This window comes from Albidovulum sp. (assembly GCF_008933605.1).
Classification (GTDB): Bacteria; Pseudomonadota; Alphaproteobacteria; order Rhodobacterales; family Rhodobacteraceae; genus Albidovulum.
The window spans coordinates 1-22,104 of sequence record NZ_WBUS01000046.1; the positions used below are offsets into that span (position 1 = coordinate 1).

At 68.8% G+C, this 22,104-nt stretch carries 27 protein-coding genes; 26 read left to right on the forward strand and 1 reads right to left on the reverse strand.

From position 1 onward, the window contains the following. The 26 genes from F9K34_RS08325 to cysE form a co-directional block, all read left to right on the forward strand. A partial coding sequence (locus F9K34_RS08325) for a beta-ketoacyl-ACP reductase (RefSeq protein ID WP_291336453.1) occupies positions 1–653 on the forward strand: 653 nt, incomplete at its 5' end. Positions 654–856: 203 nt separating this feature from the next. Then, positions 857–1,090 carry an acyl carrier protein gene (locus tag F9K34_RS08330; protein ID WP_107662634.1) on the forward strand — a complete coding sequence of 78 codons (234 nt, stop codon included), beginning with the start codon at positions 857–859 and terminating at the stop codon, positions 1,088–1,090. 63 nt (positions 1,091–1,153) lie between these two features. Next, positions 1,154–1,684 carry a GNAT family N-acetyltransferase gene (locus F9K34_RS08335; protein ID WP_291336454.1) on the forward strand — a complete coding sequence of 177 codons (531 nt, stop codon included), beginning with the start codon at positions 1,154–1,156 and terminating at the stop codon, positions 1,682–1,684. Positions 1,685–1,888: 204 nt separating this feature from the next. Next, positions 1,889–2,632, forward strand: coding sequence for a 1-(5-phosphoribosyl)-5-[(5-phosphoribosylamino)methylideneamino] imidazole-4-carboxamide isomerase (locus F9K34_RS08340; protein WP_291336455.1), 744 nt, complete (start codon positions 1,889–1,891; stop codon positions 2,630–2,632). A gap of 94 nt (positions 2,633–2,726) precedes the next feature. Next, entirely contained in the window at positions 2,727–3,989 is a 1,263-nt protein-coding gene (gene fabF, locus F9K34_RS08345; RefSeq protein ID WP_291336456.1) for a beta-ketoacyl-ACP synthase II, read from the forward strand. Continuing rightward, positions 3,989–5,158, forward strand: a complete 1,170-nt coding sequence (gene mltG / locus F9K34_RS08350) for an endolytic transglycosylase MltG (protein WP_291336457.1) — start codon at positions 3,989–3,991, stop codon at positions 5,156–5,158. The genes fabF and mltG overlap by 1 nt, the downstream gene beginning before the upstream one ends. A 204-nt stretch (positions 5,159–5,362) precedes the next feature. Further along, entirely contained in the window at positions 5,363–5,656 is a 294-nt protein-coding gene (locus F9K34_RS08355) for a hypothetical protein (protein WP_291336458.1), read from the forward strand. Then, entirely contained in the window at positions 5,640–6,950 is a 1,311-nt protein-coding gene (locus F9K34_RS08360) for a DNA-packaging protein (RefSeq protein ID WP_291336481.1), read from the forward strand. Before F9K34_RS08355 ends, F9K34_RS08360 begins: the two co-directional genes overlap by 17 nt. Before the next feature lie 119 nt (positions 6,951–7,069). Beyond that, entirely contained in the window at positions 7,070–8,242 is a 1,173-nt protein-coding gene (locus F9K34_RS08365) for a phage portal protein (protein WP_291336459.1), read from the forward strand. Between the two features lie 2 nt (positions 8,243–8,244). Further along, positions 8,245–8,481 carry a GTA head formation protein, RCAP_rcc01685 family gene (locus tag F9K34_RS08370; RefSeq protein WP_291336460.1) on the forward strand — a complete coding sequence of 79 codons (237 nt, stop codon included), beginning with the start codon at positions 8,245–8,247 and terminating at the stop codon, positions 8,479–8,481. A gap of 10 nt (positions 8,482–8,491) precedes the next feature. Beyond that, a complete protein-coding gene (locus tag F9K34_RS08375; RefSeq protein WP_436405722.1) occupies positions 8,492–9,049 on the forward strand; it encodes an HK97 family phage prohead protease in 558 nt (185 codons plus the stop codon). Between the two features lie 37 nt (positions 9,050–9,086). Further along, entirely contained in the window at positions 9,087–10,283 is a 1,197-nt protein-coding gene (locus F9K34_RS08380) for a phage major capsid protein (protein WP_291336462.1), read from the forward strand. Between the two features lie 155 nt (positions 10,284–10,438). Continuing rightward, positions 10,439–11,035: a head-tail connector protein gene (locus F9K34_RS08385; RefSeq protein WP_291336463.1), complete on the forward strand. Its 597-nt coding sequence runs from the start codon at positions 10,439–10,441 to the stop codon at positions 11,033–11,035. Beyond that, on the forward strand, positions 11,032–11,370 hold the full coding sequence (locus tag F9K34_RS08390; protein ID WP_291336464.1) for a head-tail adaptor protein: 339 nt from the start codon (positions 11,032–11,034) through the stop codon (positions 11,368–11,370). The genes F9K34_RS08385 and F9K34_RS08390 overlap by 4 nt, the downstream gene beginning before the upstream one ends. Continuing rightward, on the forward strand, positions 11,367–11,774 hold the full coding sequence (locus tag F9K34_RS08395) for a DUF3168 domain-containing protein (protein WP_291336465.1): 408 nt from the start codon (positions 11,367–11,369) through the stop codon (positions 11,772–11,774). The genes F9K34_RS08390 and F9K34_RS08395 overlap by 4 nt, the downstream gene beginning before the upstream one ends. A 91-nt stretch (positions 11,775–11,865) precedes the next feature. Next, positions 11,866–12,279, forward strand: a complete 414-nt coding sequence (locus tag F9K34_RS08400; RefSeq protein ID WP_291336466.1) for a phage major tail protein, TP901-1 family — start codon at positions 11,866–11,868, stop codon at positions 12,277–12,279. Continuing rightward, positions 12,279–12,599, forward strand: coding sequence for a gene transfer agent family protein (locus F9K34_RS08405; RefSeq protein ID WP_291336467.1), 321 nt, complete (start codon positions 12,279–12,281; stop codon positions 12,597–12,599). The genes F9K34_RS08400 and F9K34_RS08405 overlap by 1 nt, the downstream gene beginning before the upstream one ends. Continuing rightward, positions 12,596–12,835 (forward strand): rcc01693 family protein, encoded by a 240-nt coding sequence (locus F9K34_RS08410; RefSeq protein ID WP_291336468.1) that lies wholly within the window; start codon positions 12,596–12,598, stop codon positions 12,833–12,835. Before F9K34_RS08405 ends, F9K34_RS08410 begins: the two co-directional genes overlap by 4 nt. Beyond that, positions 12,813–13,484, forward strand: a complete 672-nt coding sequence (locus tag F9K34_RS08415) for a phage tail tape measure protein (RefSeq protein ID WP_291336483.1) — start codon at positions 12,813–12,815, stop codon at positions 13,482–13,484. Before F9K34_RS08410 ends, F9K34_RS08415 begins: the two co-directional genes overlap by 23 nt. 10 nt (positions 13,485–13,494) lie before the next feature. Continuing rightward, a complete protein-coding gene (locus tag F9K34_RS08420) occupies positions 13,495–14,127 on the forward strand; it encodes a DUF2460 domain-containing protein (RefSeq protein WP_291336469.1) in 633 nt (210 codons plus the stop codon). Then, entirely contained in the window at positions 14,127–15,017 is an 891-nt protein-coding gene (locus tag F9K34_RS08425) for a DUF2163 domain-containing protein (protein ID WP_291336470.1), read from the forward strand. The genes F9K34_RS08420 and F9K34_RS08425 overlap by 1 nt, the downstream gene beginning before the upstream one ends. Further along, positions 15,014–15,451: an NlpC/P60 family protein gene (locus tag F9K34_RS08430; RefSeq protein WP_291336471.1), complete on the forward strand. Its 438-nt coding sequence runs from the start codon at positions 15,014–15,016 to the stop codon at positions 15,449–15,451. The genes F9K34_RS08425 and F9K34_RS08430 overlap by 4 nt, the downstream gene beginning before the upstream one ends. A 12-nt stretch (positions 15,452–15,463) precedes the next feature. After that, positions 15,464–19,363, forward strand: a complete 3,900-nt coding sequence (locus F9K34_RS08435; protein ID WP_291336473.1) for a baseplate multidomain protein megatron — start codon at positions 15,464–15,466, stop codon at positions 19,361–19,363. Beyond that, on the forward strand, positions 19,356–20,066 hold the full coding sequence (locus tag F9K34_RS08440; RefSeq protein ID WP_291336474.1) for a DUF2793 domain-containing protein: 711 nt from the start codon (positions 19,356–19,358) through the stop codon (positions 20,064–20,066). Before F9K34_RS08435 ends, F9K34_RS08440 begins: the two co-directional genes overlap by 8 nt. A gap of 3 nt (positions 20,067–20,069) precedes the next feature. Further along, a complete protein-coding gene (locus F9K34_RS08445; protein ID WP_436405723.1) occupies positions 20,070–20,363 on the forward strand; it encodes a DUF7742 family protein in 294 nt (97 codons plus the stop codon). Between the two features lie 84 nt (positions 20,364–20,447). Further along, complete coding sequence (gene cysE, locus F9K34_RS08450; RefSeq protein WP_291336477.1) at positions 20,448–21,257, forward strand: serine O-acetyltransferase; 810 nt, start codon at positions 20,448–20,450, stop codon at positions 21,255–21,257. 66 nt (positions 21,258–21,323) lie between these two features. On the opposite strand, the gene F9K34_RS08455 is transcribed toward cysE, so the two are convergent. After that, on the reverse strand, positions 21,324–22,104 hold a 781-nt coding region (locus F9K34_RS08455), incomplete at its 5' end, for a 2-oxo acid dehydrogenase subunit E2 (protein WP_291336479.1).

Below are 22,104 nucleotides of genomic sequence, written 5' to 3' on the forward strand. Positions count from 1 at the left end.
CGGGGGCGGTGGTGGGCCTGTCGGGGACCCGCGAGGCGCCGTTGGCGGGCCTCGCCGCGGAACTCGGCGAGCGGGCGCATGTGCTGCCCTGCGACCTTTCCAGCGCGGACGCGGTCGAGGCGCTGCCCAAGCGGGCGGCGGAGGCGATGGGCGGGCTCGACATCCTCGTCAACAACGCCGGCATCACCCGCGACAACCTCTTCATGCGGATGTCGGATACGGAGTGGCAGCAGGTCATCGACGTCAACCTGACCTCGACCTTCCGGCTCTGCCGCGGGGTGCTGCGGGGAATGATGAAGGCGCGCTGGGGGCGGATCGTCAACGTGACCTCGATCGTCGGCACGACCGGCAACCCCGGGCAGGGTAACTATGCCGCCGCCAAGGCCGGCATCGCGGGCATGTCGAAGGCGCTGGCGCAGGAGGTGGCGAGCCGGGGGATCACGGTGAACTGCATCGCGCCGGGGTTCATCGCCACCGCAATGACCGACAAGCTGACCGACGAGCAGAAGGCCCGGATCGCCGCGCAGATCCCGGCGGGCCGCATGGGCACGCCGGAGGAGATCGCGGCGGCGGCGCTCTACCTGGCAAGCCCGGAAGCGGCCTATGTCACCGGCGCGACGTTGCACGTGAACGGCGGGATGGCGATGATCTGAGGCCCTGCGGCGCGGTGGGGCAGCCAGCCGGGATCGCGGTTGCGAAAGCGTTTGCCTCGGGAATAGACTGTGGTATAGGCGGCGACGATCAGCCGGGGCGGAAGCCAAGCGTTGCCGGCACCTTCGCTTCGGGGCGGGGGAGAACCGCTCGGAACGAGCAAGGGACCAGGAAGCGGGACATCCGCTGTTATTGAGGAAGTGACATGAGCGACATCGCCGATCGCGTGAAGAAAATCGTCGTCGAGCATCTGGGCGTCGAAGAGGACAAGGTGACCGAGAACGCTTCGTTCATCGACGATCTCGGCGCCGACAGCCTTGACACGGTCGAGCTCGTCATGGCCTTCGAGGAAGAGTTCGGGATCGAGATCCCCGATGACGCGGCCGAGACGATCCAGACCTTCGGCGACGCCGTCAAGTTCATCACCGAAGCCGCCTGAGCGCGGATCGGAAAGGTTCGGCGAACGGCGCCCTCGGGCGCCGTTTTTCGTTCGGGGGAGGGCATGGCCATGGTGCCGGTGGTCGAGACGGAGCGGCTGATCCTGCGGGGCATGACGCGGGAGGACTTCCCGGCGCTGGCCGCGATCTGGCAGGAGCCGGAGGTCGTGCGCTTCATTGGCGGCAAGCCGCGCCCGGTGGCCGAAAGCTGGGCGGTCTTCCTCAGGATCGCGGGAAGCTGGGCGATCGAGGGTTTCGGCCAGTGGGGCATCTTCCGCAGGGCCGACGGAGCCTTTCTCGGACAGACGGGGTTCTTCACCGCGATGCGCGGCCTCGGCCCGGATTTCGATGACGCGCCCGAGGCAGGCTGGGTGCTGACCTCCTCCGTCCACGGACAGGGCCTTGGGCGCGAGGCCGTGGGGGCAGCGCATCGCTGGTTCGACGAGCAGCCCTTCGGCGGGCGGAGCCGGGCGATGATCGAGGTCGGACATGCCGCCTCTTGCGCCATTGCCGAGCGTCTGGGCTATGTGCCCTTCCGCGAGACCGAGGACCTTGGCGACCGGGTAACGCTGTTCGCGCGCGATGTCGTGCGTTGACCGGATGCCCGGGCGGGCCGGGCACCGGCTGCCGTAACGACGCGGCCGCGGAGGACGGACCGGGGGCCAATCCGGCGCGGTCCAGATTGCCTTTTGGGATTCGCCGGTGCGGCGCGTATGCTGGGGCGGCGACAGGAATCACCGAACCGGGCGGCCCGGTTGGTCCCGCGACGCCCGCGCCGGAGCTCTCAGGGAGGCGCCACCATGATTCTCTACCCCACGATCGAGTTGATGAACGGCCATTGCGTGAGCCTTGTGCGTGGGCAGATCGAGGAGCCGGCAATCTGGCATGTCGATCCGGTCGCCAAGGCACAGGAATTCGCCCATGCCGGGGCGGAGTGGATGCAGGTGACCGATTTCGACGCCGTCAAGGGCAGTACCTCCAACCGCGATCTGGTGCTGCGGATCATTCGGGGTGCGGGCATCCCGGTGCAACTGGGCGGCGGGTTCCGCTCGCGCGACCGGATCGAGGAATGGATCGACCTCGGCGCCGGCAGGATCATCGTCGGCACGCTGGCCACCCAGAACCCCCACCTGGTCAAGGAACTTGCGAGCCGCCATCCCGACCAGATCGTTCTGGCAGTCGATGTCCTGAAGGGTCAGGTCATGATCGACGGCTGGCGGACGCAGAGCGCCTATACGGCCGAAGGCTTCCTTGACAGCTACGCCGACACACCGTTCGCGGCTGTGATCGTCACGGATGTCGGGGCCGATGTCGGCAGTGGCGACGCGTCGCTCGGGATGATCTCGGCGCTGGCCGAGCGTACGCAACTGCCGGTGATCGCGAGCGGGATCGTGCGCACGCTCGACGACATCTCGCGTCTGAGGCTTCTGGGCGAGGTCTCGGGCGCCATTGTCGGACGCGCGCTGTTCAACAAGACGATTGATCTCGGCGAGGCCCTGAAGCAGGCGCGGCCGGGTCGCGCGCACGTGGCGGAGTTCATCTGAGAGGCGGCGCGCAGCCCGGACCGGGCAACGGGCCTTGCCCGTCCTGACCGATGACGTGTATCAAGCCCCGGATCGCAGCAGGATGGGGTAGATCATGAGGCGCGTCGTCATTACCGGGCTTGGCCTTGTCACGCCGCTGGCCTGCGGGGTGCAGGAAACCTGGACGCGGCTGATTGCCGGCAGGTCCGGCGCGGGGCCGATCACCCGGTTCGACACGTCGAACGTGGTCACGACCTATGCCTGCGAGATCCCCTTCGGTGACGGCAGCGACGGCACGTTCAACCCCGACGCCTGGATGGAGCCGAAGGATCGCCGCAAGGTCGACGACTTCATTCTCTACGGCATGGCCGCGGCGGACCAGGCGGTGAAGGACGCCGGCTGGGAGGCGCCCTCGGAGGACGAGAAGCTGCGCACGGGCGTGATGCTCGGCTCGGGCATCGGCGGGCTGACCTCCATCGCCGAGACGGCTGTGCTGATCAAGGAGCGGGGGCCGAAGCGGGTCTCGCCGTTCTTCATCCCCGGCGCGCTCATCAACCTCATCTCGGGGCAGGTGTCGATCCGCTACGGTTTCAAGGGGCCGAACCATGCGGTTGTCACCGCCTGCTCGACCGGTGCCCATGCCATCGGCGACGCGGCGCGGCTGATCCAGTGGGGCGATGCCGACGTGATGATCGCGGGCGGCGCGGAAAGCCCGATCTCGGAAATCGGCATCGCCGGGTTCAACGCCTGCAAGGCGCTGTCCACCAAGCGCGCCGACGATCCGACGAAGGCGAGCCGTCCCTACGACGCCGACCGCGACGGGTTCGTCATGGGCGAGGGGGCGGGCGTCGTGGTGCTGGAGGAATACGAGCACGCGAAGGCGCGGGGCGCGCGCGTCTATGCCGAGGTGCTGGGCTACGGGCTTTCCGGCGACGCCTATCACATCACCGCGCCCTCGGAGGACGGTGACGGGGCGTTCCGCTGCATGACGGCGGCCCTGAAGCGGGCGGGGATCGAGGCATCCGCCGTCGATTACATCAACGCCCACGGGACCAGCACGATGGCCGACACGATCGAGCTTGGCGCGGTGGAGCGGCTTCTGGGCAACGCGGCTGCGAAGGCCACGATGTCGTCGACGAAATCCTCCATCGGACATCTTCTGGGCGCGGCGGGGGCAGTGGAAGCGATCTTCTGTGTGCTCGCCATCCGCGATCAGGTGGCGCCGCCGACGATCAACCTCGACACCCCCGCGGTGGAGCCTAAGCTCGACCTCGCACCGAACAAGGCGGTGAAGCGCGAGATCAACGTGGCGTTGTCCAACAGCTTCGGCTTCGGCGGGACCAACGCCTCGCTCGTCCTCGGCCGGGTCGCGGGCTGATGTGGCGCAACATCGCGTCGAATTTCCTCACCATCGCCATCCTGATCCTGGTGGCGGTGGCCGGTGCGGTGGCCTGGGGGCAGCGGCAGTATGCCGGGCCGGGGCCGCTTGCCGAGGCGATCTGCTTCAAGGTGGAGCGCGGGGCGAATTTCCGGGGCATCGCGGCCGATCTGGCGGCGCGCGGCGCGATCGGGTCGGAGTACATCTTCCGCGTGGGTGCGGACTATGAGGGGAAGGCCGGGAGCCTGAAGGCGGGGTCGTTCCTGATCGGGCCCAGGGCCTCGATGCGCGAGATCGTTGATAGCGTGACCCGGAGCGGTCAGTCGACCTGCGGCACGGAGGTGAATTACCGGATCGGGGTGGCCGCCGCGGACGTGATCGTGCGCGAGCTCGATCCGGCGACGAATGCCTACGTCGAGGTGGTCAAGTTCGATCCCGCCGCCGGCGAGGCGCCCTCGGACTACCTGGCCCGCGCCGAGGACCCCGACGTGCGATACCGCGTCACGCTCGCCGAGGGCGTCACGAGCTGGCAGGTCGTCGAGGCGCTGAAGCGGGCAGAATTCCTGGCAGGCGAGCCGGGCGAGGTTCCGGCCGAAGGCTATCTGGCTCCGGACAGCTACGAGGTGGTGCGGGGTGCCGACCGCAAGACGCTGCTGGACGAGATGCGGGCACGGCAGGAGGCGGTACTGGCAGAACTCTGGCCCGTGCGGGAAGAGGGACTGCCCTACGCGACGCCGGAGGAGGCGCTGATAATGGCGTCCATCGTAGAGAAGGAGACCGGGTTGCCGGAGGAGCGGCCGCGCGTGGCGAGCGTGTTCCTGAACCGCCTCAGGGACGGGATGAAGCTCCAGACCGACCCGACGGTCATCTACGGGATCACCAAGGGGCAGGGCGTGCTGGGGCGTGGCCTGAGGCAGAGCGAGCTCAGGGGTCGGACACCCTACAACACCTATGTCATCGACGGGCTGCCGCCGACGCCCATCGCCAACCCGGGCCGCGAGAGCATCGCGGCGGCGCTGAACCCCGAGACGACCGACTACCTCTTCTTCGTCGCCGACGGCACGGGCGGCCATGTCTTTGCGACCACGCTGGCCGAGCACAACGACAACGTGGCGAAGTGGCGGGCGATCGAGGCCACGCAGCAGGAACAGGGGACGAGCGGCAACTGATCCCGCGCTCCGCGTTAACCATCTGATAATACTATTTTTCTTGACTTCGCGTTCGGTCGGGGGTATTCCTTCGGGCAGGCTGGAAGAAGTGGGAGAGCGGCGCGGGGAGGGCACCCCGGGGCCGCTTTTTCGTTTCTCTCGTGCGGGCGGCATGAGAGGCGGGCAAGAAGCTGCATGATCGTTGAGACACCGGCGGGAGAGCCGTTGGCGAGGCCCCTCGTCACCGAGGCGATGGGGCTTCTGGATCAGATCGTCGTGGAGATCCACACGGCGATGGACAGGTTGCGAAAGGGCGATCTGGGCGACCTCAAGGACGGGGTGCGCGTCATCAGGGACCTCCGCGCGGCCCTGCAGATCGTGTTCGAGGAAAGGGCGAAAGTTGCGAAACTCAAGGAAGACGGTGGCGGAGGCGGCGGCGAACGGGCGCTCGATCTCGACGCCGCCCGCGTTGAGATCGGCCGCAGGCTGGCTCGCCTCCGCGATGCCGGAGACGGTTGATGCCTTCCTGGCCGGCCTCAGCGACGCGGCCTTGATGGCGCTCCCGTGGCTCTTCGAGTTCTGGGCGCTGCCGCACCAGTTGCCCCCCGAAGGGGCGTGGCGGACCTGGGTCGTCATGGGTGGGCGCGGCGCGGGCAAGACCCGCGCCGGGGCGGAATGGGTGCGCGCCCAGGTCGAGGGGGCGCGTGCGGCCGATCCGGGCCGCGCCCGGCGCGTCGCGCTGGTGGGCGAGACGATCGACCAGGCGCGCGAGGTCATGGTCTTTGGCGAGAGCGGGATACTCGCCTGCTCGCCGCCCGACCGCAGGCCGGTCTGGGAGGCGACGCGCAAGCGGCTCGTCTGGCCGAACGGGGCGGTGGCGGAGCTTTACTCGGCCTTCGATCCCGACAGCCTCAGGGGGCCGCAGTTTGACGCGGCCTGGGTCGACGAGCTTGCCAAGTGGAAGAAGGCGAAGGAAAGCTGGGACATGCTCCAGTTCGCGCTCAGGCTCGGCGAGCATCCGCAGCAGGTGGTGACGACGACGCCCAGGAACGTCGGCGTGCTGAAGGCGATCCTGAAGAACCCGTCCACGGTGCTGACGCAGGCCCCCACGGAGGCCAACCGCGCCTATCTCGCGGCCTCGTTCCTTGAAGAGGTGCGGGCGCGTTATGCCGGCACCCGCACGGCGCGGGAGGAACTGGACGGGGTGTTGCTGGAGGAGGCGGAGGGCGCGCTCTGGTCCACCGCGCGGCTCGACGCCGGGCGCAAGGCGACGCCGGAGGGGCTGAGCCGGATCGTCGTCGCGGTCGATCCGCCGGTCACCGGCCACGCGGGTTCGGACGAATGCGGCATCATTGTTGCCGGTGTGGTGGCCGAGGGGCCTCCGGCGGACTGGCGGGCCTATGTGCTGGAGGATGCGAGCGTCCGGGCGGCCTCGCCGGCGGACTGGGCCCGGGCGGCGATCGCGGCGATGGACCGGCACGGCGCGGACCGGCTGGTGGCGGAGGTCAACCAGGGCGGTGATCTCGTCGAGACGGTCGTGCGGCAGGTCGACCCCCTCGTGCCGTTCCGCGCCGTCCGCGCCGCGCGCGGCAAGACGGCGCGGGCGGAACCGGTGGCCGCGCTCTACGACCAGGGGCGGGTGCATCACGTCAGTGGCTTCGACGCGCTCGAGGACCAGATGTGCCGGATGACGGTCGCAGGCTTCGAGGGGCAGGGATCGCCCGACCGGGTGGACGCGCTCGTCTGGGCGCTGACCGACCTTATGGTGGAACCGGCGGCGAAATGGCGGCGGCCGCAGGTGCGGAGCCTTTAGCCACGGCGGGGGGCCGTCTGCCCCCCGCCCCCCCGAAGGTATTTCCGGCAAGATGAAGGGCAGGCGGTTTGCGGCAGCAGGCGGCCGCGCTCGTTGCGGGTCGAGACAGGAGTTGACGGATGGCATGGAACATCTTTCGGCGCGCCGGTGTGGCGGCGCCGGAGCAGAAAGCCTCGGCCACCGGGCGGGTGATCGCCTGGGGATCCTCGGGCCGGGTGATCTGGTCGCCGCGCGACACGGGGAGCCTGACCAGGACCGGGTTCTCCGGGAATCCGGCCGGGTTCCGGGCGGTGAAGCTGATCGCCGAGGCGGCGGCGGCGCTGCCGCTGGTCTGCCAGGACGGTGCGCGGCGCTACGACGTGCATCCGGTGATCGACCTGATGCGGCGGCCCAATCCGGGGCAGGGGCGGGCGGAGCTGTTCGAGGCGCTCTATGGCCAGATTCTGCTCAGCGGCAACGGTTATGTCGAGGCGGTGGGGGGTGCGGGACTGCCGGCGGAGCTGCATGTGCTGAGGTCCGACCGGATGAGCATCGTGCCGGGCGCCGATGGCTGGCCGGTCGCCTATGACTACACGGTCGGCGGGCGCAAGCACCGGTTCGACATGTCGGGGCCGGCCGATCCGGTCTGCCACATCAAGTCGTTCCATCCCCAGGACGACCATTACGGTCTTTCGCCGATGCAGGCGGCGGCCGTGGCGGTCGATGTCCACAACGCGGCCTCGGCCTGGTCGAAGGCGCTGCTGGACAATGCCGCGCGGCCCTCGGGCGCGATCGTTTACAAGGGCTCGGACGGGCAGGGGGCGCTCAGCCCCGACCAGTACGACCGGCTGGTGCACGAGATGGAGATGCACCATCAGGGAGCGCGCAACGCCGGGCGGCCGATGCTGCTGGAGGGCGGGCTCGACTGGAAGCCGATGGGGTTCAGCCCCTCGGACATGGAGTTCCAGAAGACCAAGGAGGCGGCGGCGCGGGAGATCGCCACGGCCTTCGGCGTGCCGCCGATGCTGATGGGCATTCCGGGGGATGCGACCTATGCCAACTACCAGGAGGCCAACCGCGCCTTCTACCGGCTGACGGTGCTGCCGCTCGCCACGCGTGTCACGGCGGCGGTGAGCTACTGGCTGTCGACGCATCTCGGCGAGCAGGTCGAGCTCAGGCCCGACCTCGATCAGGTGCCGGCGCTCGCCGCCGAGCGCGACCAGCAGTGGACGCGGGTGGGCGAGGCGACGTTCCTGACCGATGCCGAGAAGCGGAGCATCCTCGGGCTCCCGCCGCTCGCGGCCGGGGGCTGACGATGGCGGGGCCGGGGTCGCGCTACCTTAAGGAGCCGTTCGAGTGTGGGCACGAGCACCGCTTCGAGGCGACCGAGAGGATCATGGCGTTGCAGTTCGGGACCGTCGAGAAGCGGCTGGAGCGGATCGAGGCGATGATCGGCGGAGTCGAGCGGCGCCTGTGGATGACGGTCTTCGGGGTCTGCGGCGTGATCCTCGCCCAGGCCGTGCAGGGTCTGGTCGAGTTCGGGCCGAGATAGGGAAATGCGCATGACGACAAGCAGATACGGGCTGGAGACGAAGTTCTGCCAGCCGGACGGCGCGCTCGCGCTGACGGAGGGCTGCCGGATCGAGGGCTATGCCTCGCTCTTCGGGATGACCGACCAGGGGGGCGACGTGGTGATGGCCGGCGCCTATGGCCGGTCGCTCGCGCGGCTGAAGGCCGGCGGGCGTTCGGTGCGGATGCTCTGGCAGCACGACGCCACGCAGCCGATCGGGGTCTGGGACGAGATCGCCGAGGATGGCCGGGGATTGCGCGTCAAGGGCCGCATCCTGACCGAGGTCGCCAAGGGCCGCGAGGCGGCGGCCCTCGTCGCGGCGGGGGCGATCGACGGGCTCTCGATCGGATACCGCACGGTGACGGCCGAGAAGGATGCGAAGGGGCAACGACTCCTTCGCGAAGTGGAACTCTGGGAGGTGTCGCTGGTCACCTTTCCGATGCTTCCCGAGGCGCGGGTCGCAGCCAAGGGCGAGACGCCCGAGTCTTCTGCCCTGCGCGAGATGGCGGCGCTGTTCGAGGCGGCGCGCCGGACACTGGCGGGGCGCTGAGGCCCGCCCGACCAACCCCTGACGTGAGGTGATGGGTATGAAGACGACCGAGACGAAGGCTCGGGCCGGGGAAGGCTTGTCCGGCGCTCCGGCCGAGGAAGTGAAGTCCGCACTCGCCGGGTTCCTGCGCGAGTTCAAGGGCTTTCAGGACGAAATGACATCTAGGCTGCAACAACAGGAAGAGCGACTGACCATGCTGGATCGCAAGTCTTTCTCCGCCGGGCGCCCGGCGCTTTCCACCGCCGTCGATCTCGACGCGCCGCACCGGAAGGCCTTTGCGGCCTACCTGCGGTCGGGCGACGACGACGGGCTGCGCGGGCTTGTCCTCGAGGGCAAGGCGCTGAACACGCAGGTGAACGCGGACGGCGGGTTCCTCGTCGACCCGGAGACCTCGGATCGCATCCGCGGTGTGCTGAAGGCGACGTCGTCGCTGCGCACGATCGCCAACGTGGTGAACGTGGAGGCGACCTCGTTCGACGTGCTGGTCGATCACACCGACCTCGGCTCCGGCTGGGCGACCGAAACGGCGGGGCTGAGCGAGACGGGGACGCCGCAGATCGACCGCATCTCGATCCCGCTCCATGAGCTTGCGGCGATGCCGAAGGCGAGCCAGCGCCTGCTCGACGACTCGGCCTTCGACGTGGAGGGCTGGCTGGCCGAGCGCATCGCCGACCGCTTTGCGCGGGCCGAGGCGCAGGCCTTCGTTTCGGGCGACGGCGTGGACAAGCCGAAGGGCTTCCTGACCCACACGTCCGTCGACAACGGCGTCTGGGCCTGGGGATCGCTCGGCTACGTGCCGACGGGCGCGGCGGGTGATTTCGCGGCGACGAACGCCTCGGATTCGATCATCGACCTCGTCTACGCGCTGAACGCGGAATACCGCGCGAACGCCGCCTTCGTGATGAACTCGAAGACCGCGGGCGCCGTGCGCAAGATGAAGGATGCCGATGGCCGCTTCCTGTGGTCGGATGGGCTGGCCGCCGGCGAGCCGGCGCGCCTGATGGGTTATCCGGTGCTGATCGCGGAGGACATGCCGGACATCGGCGCAAACGCCTATGCCATCGCCTTCGGGGATTTCCGGTCGGGCTACACGGTGGCCGAGCGTCCCGACATGCGGGTGCTGCGCGACCCGTTCTCGGCCAAGCCGCACGTGCTCTTCTACGCCTCGAAGCGTGTGGGCGGTGACGTGAGCGACTTCGCCGCGATCAAGCTCCTGAAATTCGCGATCTCGTAAGAGGCGCGGATCGGCCGGGGCCTTCGGGCCCCGGCCAGACGGGCGCGGGTCGCCCATATCCCCCGCGTTGTCTAGCTGCTCCCTCCGTCCGAGCAACGCGGGACCGACCCGCGCCCGAACCCCGAGGGGGGAGGGCGCGACTTCCGGAGACGAACATGATGCTGAGCGAAGTGACGGCGGTGCCGCAGGCGGCGCTGCCGGTGGCGGAATTCAAGGACCATCTGAGGCTCGGCACGGGCTTTTCCGATGACGCCGTGCAGGACGCGCTGGCGGAAGGCTACCTTCGGTCGGCGATGGCGGCGATCGAGGGGCGGGTGAGCAAGGCACTGGTGGCGCGGGACTTCCTGCTCGAACTCGCGGCCTGGCGCTGGCCGGATGCGCAGGCCCTGCCGCTGGCGCCGGTGAGTGCGGTGGGCTCGGTCACTGTCCGCGACCGCGACGGGGTGGCCGAATTGGTCGACCCCGCGCGCTACCGGCTGGTGCGTGACGCGCAGCGGCCGAAGGTTGTGGCGGCGGGCGCGCTGCTGCCGGGGATCCCGGTCGGGGGCTCTGTCGAGGTGGTCTTCACGGCGGGGTTCGGCCCGGCCTGGGCGGACGTCCCGGCCGATCTGGCGCAAGCGGTCTTCCTTCTGGCCGCCCAGTACCACGAGTTCCGCCACGAGGCCGGCGCGGGACAGGCGATGCCCTTCGGGGTGATGGCGCTGATCGAGCGGTGGCGGACGGTGCGCGTGCTGGGTGGAGGCTCGGCATGAGCGCGCCGCGGCTGAGCCGGAGGCTGGTGCTGGAAGAGGCGCAGCGGGTGCCGGATGGTGCGGGTGGCCATGGGTTGACGTGGGTGGCCGTGGGTATGCTCTGGGGACTGATCGAGGCGGGGGCAGGACGCGAGCGGGCGGGCGAGTTCGTCACCCTGTCGAGCGTGGGCTACCAGATCACGGTGCGGGCTGCCCCGCCGGGCGCGCCGTCGCGGCCGAAGCCGGAGCAGCGGTTCCGCGAGGGAGCGCGGGTGTTTCGCATCACCGCGGTCACCGAGATGGAGCCCGACGGACGCTACTTGACCTGTTTCGCGCAGGAGGAGGTGCTGGCATGAGTTACGGAGCTGCTGCCGCACTGCAGGCGGCGATCTATCAGCGCCTGACCGCGGACACGACGCTCGACGCGCTGGTGAATGGAGCGATCTACGATTCCGTGCCACCGGGGGTCGTGCCGGGCACCTATGTCTCGATCGGGCCGGAGGATGTGCAAGATGCCTCGGACCAGGTGGGCCGGGGGGCACAGCATGAATTCGTCGTCTCGGTCGTCACCGATCAGGCGGGGTTCCAGAGCGCCAAGGCGGCCGCGGCGGCCGTCTCCGACGCGCTGACGGGGGCAACGCTGGTTCTCGCGCGAGGGCGACTCGTCGGTCTCTGGTTCCTCAAGGCGCGCGCGCGGCGGGTCGAGAAGGCCGACATGCGGCGGATCGACCTGACGTTCCGGGCGCGGATCGAGGACTGATCGGCACGAGCCACGCACGTGCGGAATTGGCGCAAACCGGGTGCCGGCATGCGCCTGGCGACCCCGAACACAGACACATCGGAGAACGGACATGGCTGCGCAGAACGGCAAGGACCTTCTGATCAAGCTCGACCTGACGGGCGGCGGGCTTTTCACGACGATCGCGGGGCTCAGGGCCACGCGCATCAGTTTCAACGCCGAGACGGTGGACGTCACCAGCCTGGAGAGCCAGGGCGGCTGGCGCGAACTGCTCGGCGGCGCGGGTGTGCGCTCAGCGAATGTCTCGGGTTCGGGCGTGTTCGTGGACAGCGCCACGGACGACCGCGCGCGCCAGATCTTCTTCGCGGGCACGGTGGAGACGTTCCAGGTCATCATCCCGGATTTCGGCATCGTCGATGGGCCGTTCCAGATCACCGCGATCGAATACGCCGGGAGCTACAACGGCGAGGCGACCTACGAACTGTCGCTCGCCTCGGCCGGCGCGCTGAACTTCACGGCGATCTGATGACCAATCCCTGGACGGGGGAGGTCGGGCTGCGGCTCGACGGCAAGCGCCATGTCGCCAAGCTGACGCTCGGCGCGCTGGCGGAACTGGAGGCGGGGCTCGGCACCGGGACGTTCATCGAGTTGGTGGAGCGATTCGAGGCGGGGCGGTTTTCGACGCGCGACGTACTCATGCTGATCGTCGCCGGCCTGAGGGGCGGCGGCTGGGAAGGGACGGCCGATGACCTGCTGCGCGTCGAGATCGGCGGCGGGCCGGTGGAAGCGGCCCGGATTGCGGCCGAGCTTCTGGCGCGGGCGTTCACTGTGCCGGAGGCCGGATGAACGGGCTGGACTGGCCCGGGCTGATGCGCGCGGGTCTTGGCGCGCTGGGCCTGACCCCGCGTGAGTTCTGGGCCCTCACCCCGGCGGAACTGAAGCTGATGCTCGGCGAGCCGCGGGCGGCGGCGCCCCTGAACCGGGCGCGGCTGGCCGAGCTTGCCCGCGCCTGGCCCGACCGGGTGCCCGAGGAGAGGAAGGAAGGCGACGATGCCGGTGATGGACGGACTGGACGGAATTGACGGGATCGAGGGGCTGGCGACGCAGGCTGCCGCACTGGAGACAAGCCTTGCCGGGGCGCAGGCGATGACCGCGGCTTTCGATGCCGAGCTTGGCCGGATGCGGGAGAGCATGATCTTCACCGGCCGCGAGGTGGGGACACTGTCGAAAAGTATCGGTGGCGGGCTGCGCCGGGCCTTCGACGGGCTCGTGTTCGACGGGATGAAGCTTTCCGACGCGCTGCGCCAGGTGGCGAAGTCGATGGCCGACAGCGTCTATGGCGTCGCCCTGAAGCCGGTGCAAGACGCCGTGGGAGGCGCTGTCGCCAACGGGATCAACGGGCTCCTGAGCGGACTGTTCCCCTTCGAGAGGGGGGGGAGTTTCGCGCAGGGCCGGGTGATGCCCTTCGCGCGGGGCGGCGTCGTGGCCTCGCCGACGATGTTCCCGATGCGGAACGGGCGCGGCCTGATGGGCGAGGCGGGGCCGGAGGCGATAATGCCGCTGGCGCGTGGCGCGGACGGGCGGCTTGGCGTCCAGGCGCAGGGCGGCGGGCGTCCGGTGAGCATCGTGATGAATGTCACGACACCGGACGTGCAGGGCTTTGCCCGCAGCCAGAGCCAGATCGCCGCGCAGATGGCGCGGGCGTTGGCTCGTGGCGAGAGGAACCGGTGAGGAGGGCGGCATGGCGTTTCACGAGGTACGGTTTCCGGCGAACCTGAGCTTCGGCTCGGTCGGCGGGCCGGAGCGGCGCACGGAGGTCGTCGCGCTGACGAACGGGTTCGAGGAGCGCAACACGCCCTGGGCCGAAGCGCGCCGGCGCTACGATGCAGGACTGGGCCTGCGGTCGCTCGACGACATTGCCGATCTGATAGCCTTCTTCGAGGCGCGGCAGGGCCAGCTTTTCGGATTCCGCTGGAAGGACTGGTCGGACTACAAGTCCTGCAGGCCGTCTGAAGGCATCGGCTTCGAGGACCAGACCGTCGCCACCGGGGATGGCGTGACTATGTCGCACCAGCTCGTCAAGTCCTATGCCTCGGGCGGCGCGTCGCAGCAGCGCGTAATCCGGAAGCCGGTCGCGGGGACCGTGCGCATCGGGCTCCAGGGCGACGAACTGCAGGAGGGCCTGCATTACGAGGTGGATACGGCGACCGGGATTGTCACCTTCGCGACCGCGCCGGCCGTCGGCGAGAGGATCACTGCGGGTTTCGAGTTCGACGTGCCGGTCCGCTTCGATACCGACCGCATCCAGGTCTCTGTCGCGTCCTTCCAGGCTGGCGACGCGCCGCAGGTGCCGGTGGTGGAGGTGCGGCTCTGATGACCTACCCGCAAGATCTGAGGGATCACCTGGCGACGGGCGCCACCACGCTCGCGCGCTGCTTTGCGGTGACGCGCAAGGATAGCGCGGTCATGGGGTTCACCGACCATGACCGTGACCTTTCGTTCGAAGGGATCGTCTTTCGCGCCGACTCGGGTCTGACCGCGAAGGCGATCCAACAGTCCACCGGGCTGTCGGTGGACAACACCGAGGCATTTGGGGCGCTGAAGTCGGAGGCCATCACCGAGGCGGATATCCTCGCCGGGCGATACGATGGTGCCGAGGTGCGCGGATGGCTCGTGAACTGGGCCGATGTGTCGGTGCGGGTGCTGCAGTTTCGCGGCACCCTGGGCGAGGTGGTGCGCAGGGGCGGCGGCTTCAATGCCGAGCTCCGCGGGCTGTCCGAAGGGCTGAACCGCGCGCAGGGGCTCATCTATCACGCCCGCTGTTCGGCCGTGCTCGGCGACGGGCGCTGCCGGTTCGATCTGAACCAGCCGGGCTATGCAGAGGAGCGTGTCGTGCACGAGGTCGCGGGCGCGCGCATCTTCCGCTTCCCGGCGTTTTCGGGATATGACGACCGATGGTTCGAGAAGGGTCGGTTCTCGGTGCTCACCGGCGCGGCGGCGGGTCTCGTCGGCGCGGTGAAAAACGACCGGCTGAGGGCCGGCGACATCCGCGAGGTGGAGCTTTGGCAGGCGCTTGGAGCTTCCCCCGCGCCCGGCGACATGGTGCGGATCGAGGCGGGTTGCGACAAACGGCCGGACACCTGCCGGCTGAAGTTCGCCAACTATGACAATTTCCGCGGCTTTCCGGACATTCCGGGCGAGGACTGGCTGATGTCCTATCCCGCGGGGGCAGCCGTGAACGACGGCGGGAGCCGGCGCGGATGACGGACCGGGCGAGGCGCGTCGTGGAGATCGCGCGGGAGTGGGTCGGGACGCCCTATCGGCACCAGGCTTCGGCCAAGGGCGCCGGCACGGATTGCCTTGGCCTGCTGCGCGGCGTCTGGCGCGAGATCTACGGTGCCGAGCCGGAGCCGGTGCCCGCCTACACGGCCGACTGGTCCGAGCCCGACGGCGCGGAGCGGCTCTGGCAGGCGGCCCGGCGGCATCTGTCCCCCTGCGACCCCCAGGGTCCGCTCCGCGCCGGCGAGGTGCTTCTCTTCCGGATGCGTGCCGGATCGGTCGCGAAACATCTGGGCATCGCCGCCGAACGCGGCGGTCGGCCCACCTTCATCCATGCCTACTCCGGGCACGCGGTGGTGGAAAGCGCGCTTTCTGACCCCTGGGCGCGGCGGGTCGTGGCGCGCTTCGTGTTTCCCTGAAGGAGAGCCTTGATGGCCACCATATTGCTGTCCGCGGCCGGCGCCTCCATCGGTGCGGGCTTCGGCGGATCGATCCTGGGCCTTTCCGGCGCCGTCATCGGGCGCGCCGTGGGCGCAACGCTGGGCCGGGTCATCGACCAGCGGCTGATGGGGCCGGGCTCCCAGCCGGTGGAGACCGGGCGGATCGACCGGTTTCGTCTGACGGGAGCATCGGAGGGTGCGCCGATCGGTCAGGTCTGGGGCCGGATGCGCGTGTCCGGGCAGGTGATCTGGGCCTCGCGGTTCCTTGAGACCGCGACCACCTCGGGCGGAGGCGGGAAGGGCACGCCGACCCGGCCGAAGGTCACCGAGTATTCCTATTCGGTGAGCCTTGCCGTCGCGCTGTGCGAGGGCGAGATCACGCGCGTCGGCCGTGTCTGGGCCGACGGCGTCGAGATTGGCCGCGATGACGTGACGATGCGAGTCTACAGCGGCTCCGAGGATCAACTGCCCGATCCGAAGATGGAGGCCGTCGAAGGTGCGGGCGCGGTGCCCGCCTACCGCGGCATCGCCTATGTGGTCTTCGAGGACCTCGACCTTGGCGCCTTCGGCAACCGGGTGCCGCAGTTCTCCTTCGAGGTGCAGAGGCCGGCCCAGGGGCCGCAGATCGACACCGTGACGGATCTGGTGCGCGGGATCAGCGGCGTCGCGCTCATCCCGGGGACGGGCGAATACACGCTGGCCACGACGCCGGTCCATTATTCGACCGGGCCGGGGGAGAACGTTTCGGCGAACATCCACTCGCCGGCGGGCAAGACCGACTTCGCTTCGTCGTTGGAGACGCTTGGCGAGGAACTGCCCGGTTGCGGTTCGGTCTCGCTCGTCGTGTCGTGGTTCGGCGACGATCTGCGATGCGGATCGTGCGAATTGAGACCCAAGGTCGAGGACAACTCCGTCGACGGCGTGGGCATGCCCTGGCGCGCGGGAGGCATCGCCCGGGCGGCGGCCGAGGAGGTGGTCCGGGATGCCGGGCGGCCGGTCTATGGCGGAACCCCCGCGGACCAGTCCGTGGTCGAGGCGATCAAGGCGCTGAGGGCCGCGGCGAAGCACGTCGTCTTCTATCCGTTCGTCCTGATGGAGCAGATGTCCGGCAACGGCCTCGCCGACCCCTGGACGGGTGCGGCCGACCAGCCGGTGCTGCCCTGGCGCGGCCGGATCACCTTGTCGGCCGCCCCGGGGCGGTCGGGCACGCCGGACCGGACGGGTGCGGCGGCGGCCGAGGTGGCGGCCTTCTTCGGCATGGCGCAGGCGACGGATTTCACTGTCAGCGGAACGACTGTCGGCTACGGCGGCCCCGTCGAATGGTCCTACAGGCGCTTCATCCTGCACTATGCGCATCTCTGTGCGGCCGCGGGCGGTGTCGATGCCTTCTGCATCGGTTCGGAAATGCGCGGGCTGACCCAGATCAGGGCAGCCGGGGACACCTTTCCGGCCGTGGCGGCCCTGCGGGTGCTCGCGGCCGAGGTGCGCGCGATCCTCGGGCCCGCAACGAAGATCGGCTATGCCGCCGACTGGTCGGAGTATTTCGGCTATCAGACGCCAGAGGGAGACCTGCGCTATCATCTGGACCCGCTCTGGGCCGATCCGGCGATCGACTTCATCGGGATCGACAACTACCTGCCGCTGAGCGACTGGCGCGATGGGCAGGACCATGCCGACGCGCACTGGGGGTCCATCTACAACATCGACTATCTCAAGGCCAACATCGCAGGCGGCGAAGGCTACGACTGGTTCTATGCGAGCGCAGCCGAACGCGATTCACAGCGCCGCACCCCGATCACCGATGGCGCCCATGGTGAAGACTGGGTCTGGCGGGTGAAGGACATACGTTCGTGGTGGGAGAACGCGCATCACGACCGGATCGGCGGCGTCAAGGGCGCTGCGAGCCCCTGGGTGCCACAGTCGAAGCCCGTCTGGTTCACCGAATACGGTTGCGCGGCAATCGACAAGGGCACGAACGAGCCGAACAAGTTCCTCGACCCGAAATCGTCGGAGTCGCTGCTGCCCGCCTATTCGAACGGACGGCGCGACGATCTGATCCAATTGCAATACCTGCGCGCGATGATCGACTACTGGCGCGATCCGGTGCACAACCCGGTGTCAGGCGCGTATGGCGGGCCGATGGTCGACATGGACCGGGCCCACGTCTGGGCCTGGGATGCGCGCCCCTTCCCCGCGTTCCCTGCGAACACGGCCGCCTGGGCGGACGGGGCGAACTATGCGCGCGGGCACTGGATCACGGGGCGCGTCTCGGCGCAGCCGCTGTCGAGTGTGGTGGCCGAAATCTGTGGCGGGTCGGAGGTTGCCGACATCGATGTCAGCGGGCTTCACGGGCTCGTGCGCGGCTATTCGGTTGCCGACACCGGGACTGGCCGCGCGGCCTTGCAGCCCCTGATGCTGGGCTACGGGTTCGAGGCGGTGGAGCGTGACGGCAAGCTGCGGTTCCGGATGCGCGACGGGATCGCGGCGGCCGAAATCGGACCCGATGCGCTTGCTGTCAGTGACGAGACCGATGGCTGGGTGGAGACGGTGCGGGCGACCGAGGCCGAACTCGCCGGGCGGGTGCGGCTCAACTATGTCGAGGCAGAGGGCGACTACGAGGCCCGTGCCGTCGAGGCCATCTTTCCGGACGAGGGGACGCGGTGTGTTGCCCAATCGGAGCTTGCGCTCGCGCTGACGCGGTCTGAGGGGCAGCGGATCGTCGAGCGCTGGTTGGCCGAGGCGCGCGTCTCGCGCGACGGGGCAAGGTTCGCGGTCGCTCCGTCGCATGGCCATCTCGGCGCGGGCGATGTGGTGGCGGTTGCAGGCGGGCTGTACCGCATCGACAGGGTGGAGCAAGCGGGTGCCGTCGCAATGGAGGCCGTCCGGGTCGAACCGGCCGTCTACGTGCCGTCGGACGAGGCCGAGGAGCGGGTCACACCGAGGACCTTTGCCGCCCCGGTGCCGGTCTTTCCGCTGTTCCTGGACCTACCCTTGATGAGCGGGACCGAGGTGCCCCATCAACCGCATCTGGCCGTCAGCGCGACTCCCTGGCCCGGTTCCGTGGCCGTCTTTTCCTCGGATTCGGACGCCGGATATGCGCTCAACAAGCTCATTCCGGCGCGCGCCGTCGTCGGCCGCACTCATTCGGCGCTCATGGCTGCGGCCCCGGCCGTCTGGGACCGCGGGCCTGCGCTGAGGGTGAAGGTGACCGGGGCACTGGAGTCCGTGGCCCCGGACCGGCTGCTGAATGGCCAGAACCTCATGGCCATCGGGGATGGAAGCGCGGCCAACTGGGAGCTTTTCCAGTTTGCCGACGCGGCGCTGGTGGCCCCGGGCGTCTACGATCTGGCGACGCGGCTTCGCGGGCAGGCAGGGACGGATGCCGCGATGCCGGCCATCTGGCCGAGCGGGAGCTTTGTCGTCCTGATGAACGGCGCTCCCAGACAGATCGAGGTTGGCGCAGCCGATCGCGACCTCGTGCGCCACTACAGGATCGGCCCGTCACGGCGGGGCTACGACGACCCGTCGTATGTCCATCTGGTCGAAGCCTTTTCGGGGATCGGGCTGAGACCGCTGGCGCCCGTGCATCTGACCGCCCGACCGGCCGCCGGCGGTGACCTTTCCTTGTCCTGGATTCGCCGGACGCGCATCGATGGCGACGGCTGGTCGGGGCTCGACGTGCCGCTGGGAGAGGCGGCCGAGGCCTACCTGCTGCGGGTGGTGCAGGGAGGTTCGGTACTGCGCGAAGTAACACTCTCCCAGCCGGGATGGACCTACCCCGGCGGCATGCAGGCCAGCGACGGCGCCGCTCCGCCCTTCGAAATCCATGTGGCCCAGTTGTCCGACAGCTTCGGGCCGGGCTTGTTCAGGAGAATCGTGATCGATGTCTAACACCAAACAACTCGGCCTGCCGCTGCTGCAACCGGCGCAGGCGCAGAAACACGTCACGGTGAACGCGGCCCTGGCTCGGCTCGACGGACTCGTGAACATGACGATCGTCTCCCGCTCCGTGGCGATCCCGCCGGCAGCCGTGATTGACGGTGCCGTCTATGGGGTGCCGCCGGGTGCGGTGAACGACTGGGCGGGCCGGGACGGCCAGATCGCCATCGGCACGAACGGCGGCTGGGACTTTGCGCTCCCGCGACGGGGGTGGCGGGCGACGATCCTCGACGAAGGTGCGGTAGCGATCTTTGACGGCAGCGCCTGGCGTAACGGGATGCTGACACTTTCGCCGGGAAATGCGGGGCTTTCGGCCCATGTGGCGGAACTCGACCACACGGTGATGGCCGGCGCGGTTTCGACGACGCCGGTGATGATCCCGGCGGACTCTGTCGTGATCGGGGCCACGGCGCGCGTGATCTCGGCGATTGCGGGGACGCTTGCAAGTTGGTCCTTGGGCAACCCCGGCGCGCCGGGTCGCTTCGGCACCGGCATTGGCACTGCGGCCGGTTCGTTCGCGCGCGGCGTTCTCGGACAGCCTACTGCGTTCTACCTGCCCGAGGTCCTGCAGCTTGATGCGGTGGGCGGGACATTCTCGGGCGGCGCGGTCCGGATCGCGGTCCACTACCTGGAGATCGCGCTTCCGGATGTCTGAAAAGTGAGGGCGATCAGCCATGGCGACGTCTCGGCGGCAACCCGGGCCGTCATGAGCCTGCCGGCCGAAGTTCGGCCGGCCGCGGTCCGCGCGATGCTCGAAAGGGCCCATGCGGCCGACCGGTTCCGCAAGCGCTGCGGACGGGCGCACCCGGTCTGGGGTAACGGAAGCCTCATGGCGGCAGCGCTGCCCATGTGCCGTCGGCTGGGCGAGCCTCGCCTATCCGACGCAGGTTATCTCGAGGCCATGTCGACGGTCATCGATACGATCCTCGCGTGGCGTCAACGGGCGCGGTGAATTGAGAAGCCTGGCCGCACTTCCCGTTTCCGGGACGCGCCCTATCTGATATGGAGGCATCACGAAGCACGGAGGGTCTGGATCATGGCAGAACGGCATCCAAAGGTCGCGACAGTCGACCCCGTCTGGACGCATATCTGCGAAGAGGCGCGGGCCGCTGTCCGGGATGAGCCGCTGCTCGGCGGGTTCATCCATTCCGGTATCCTGCACCACGCAACGCTCGAGCGTGCGCTTTCCTACCGCTTCTCGCTGAAGCTCGCTTCGGGCGAGATGAGCGAGCAGATCCTGCGGGAGATCGCCGACGAAGCCTATGCGACCGAACCCACAATCGGCCAGGCAGCACGGGCCGATATCGTGGCGGTCTATGACCGTGACCCTGCCTGCCACCGGTTCATGCAGCCGATGATGTTCTTCAAGGGTTACCAGTCGGTGCAGGCCTATCGCATCGGTCACTGGCTTTGGGCACGTGGTCGGCGCGACCTGGCCTACTTCGTCCAGATGCGGGTGAGCGAGGTCTTCGGCGTGGACATCCATCCCAATGCCCGGATCGGCAAGGGGATCATGATCGACCATGCCCACTCGATCGTGATCGGCGAGACGGCGGTCGTCGGGGACAACGTCTCCATGCTCCATTCCGTGACGCTTGGCGGTACCGGTAAGGAAGACGGGGATCGTCATCCGAAGATCGGCAACGGCGTGCTCATAGGGGCCGGGGCGAAGATCCTCGGCAATATCCACATCGGCGAGCGGTCACGCATCGCCGCAGGGTCGGTCGTCCTGCACGATGTGCCGTCGTGCAAGACCGTGGCCGGCGTGCCCGCGAAGATCGTGGGTGAGGCCGGCTGCGAGCAGCCGGCGCTGACGATGGATCAGTTGATCGACGACGGCGTCTGAATTCGGTTCAGAACAAATGAAAGGGCCGGGGCCAAGGCCCCGGCCGGTTCCGTCTTTTCCGGCCGATCACGCGAGCATCGCGACCGGATTTTCGAGATAGCCGACAATTGCCTTCAGAAGCTCGGCCCCGAGCGCCCCGTCGATGACGCGGTGATCCACCGAGAGGGTCATCGACATCACCGTGGCGACCCCGATCGTGCCGTCCGCCTTCACGACCGGCCTCTTCACGCCCGCACCCACTGCCAGGATCGCCCCGTGCGGCGGGTTGATGACCGCGTCGAAGTTATCGATGCCGAACATGCCGAGGTTCGAAATCGCGAAGCTGCCGCCCTGGTACTCGTGGGGGGCAAGCCTTCTCGTCCGCGCACGCTGTGCGAGGTCCTTCATCTCGGCGGAGAGTGTCGAGAGTGTCTTCTTGTCCGCGTCCTTCAAGACGGGAGTGAAGAGTCCGCCCTCGATCGCGACCGCGACCGCGACGTCGGAGGGCTTGAGCCGGAGGATCCGGTCGCCGGCCCAGACGGCATTGGCGTCCGGCACATCCTGAAGGGCTATGGCACAAGCCTTGATGATGAAGTCATTCACCGAGAGCTTCACCCCGCGCGATTCCAGACCGGCGTTCAACTCGCCCCGGAACTTCATCAGCGCGTCGAGCTGGACATCACGGCGCAGGTAGAAGTGCGGAATCGTCTGCTTTGCCTCGGTCAGGCGCGCGGCAATCGTCTTGCGCATGCCGTCGAGCGAGATCTCCTCGAACTCACGCCCCTCGTAAAGCCGGGCGACCGTGCTGGCCGAGGGACCCGTGGCCAGGGCGGCCGCAGCCGGAGGCGCGGCGGCCGGGGCAGAGGGT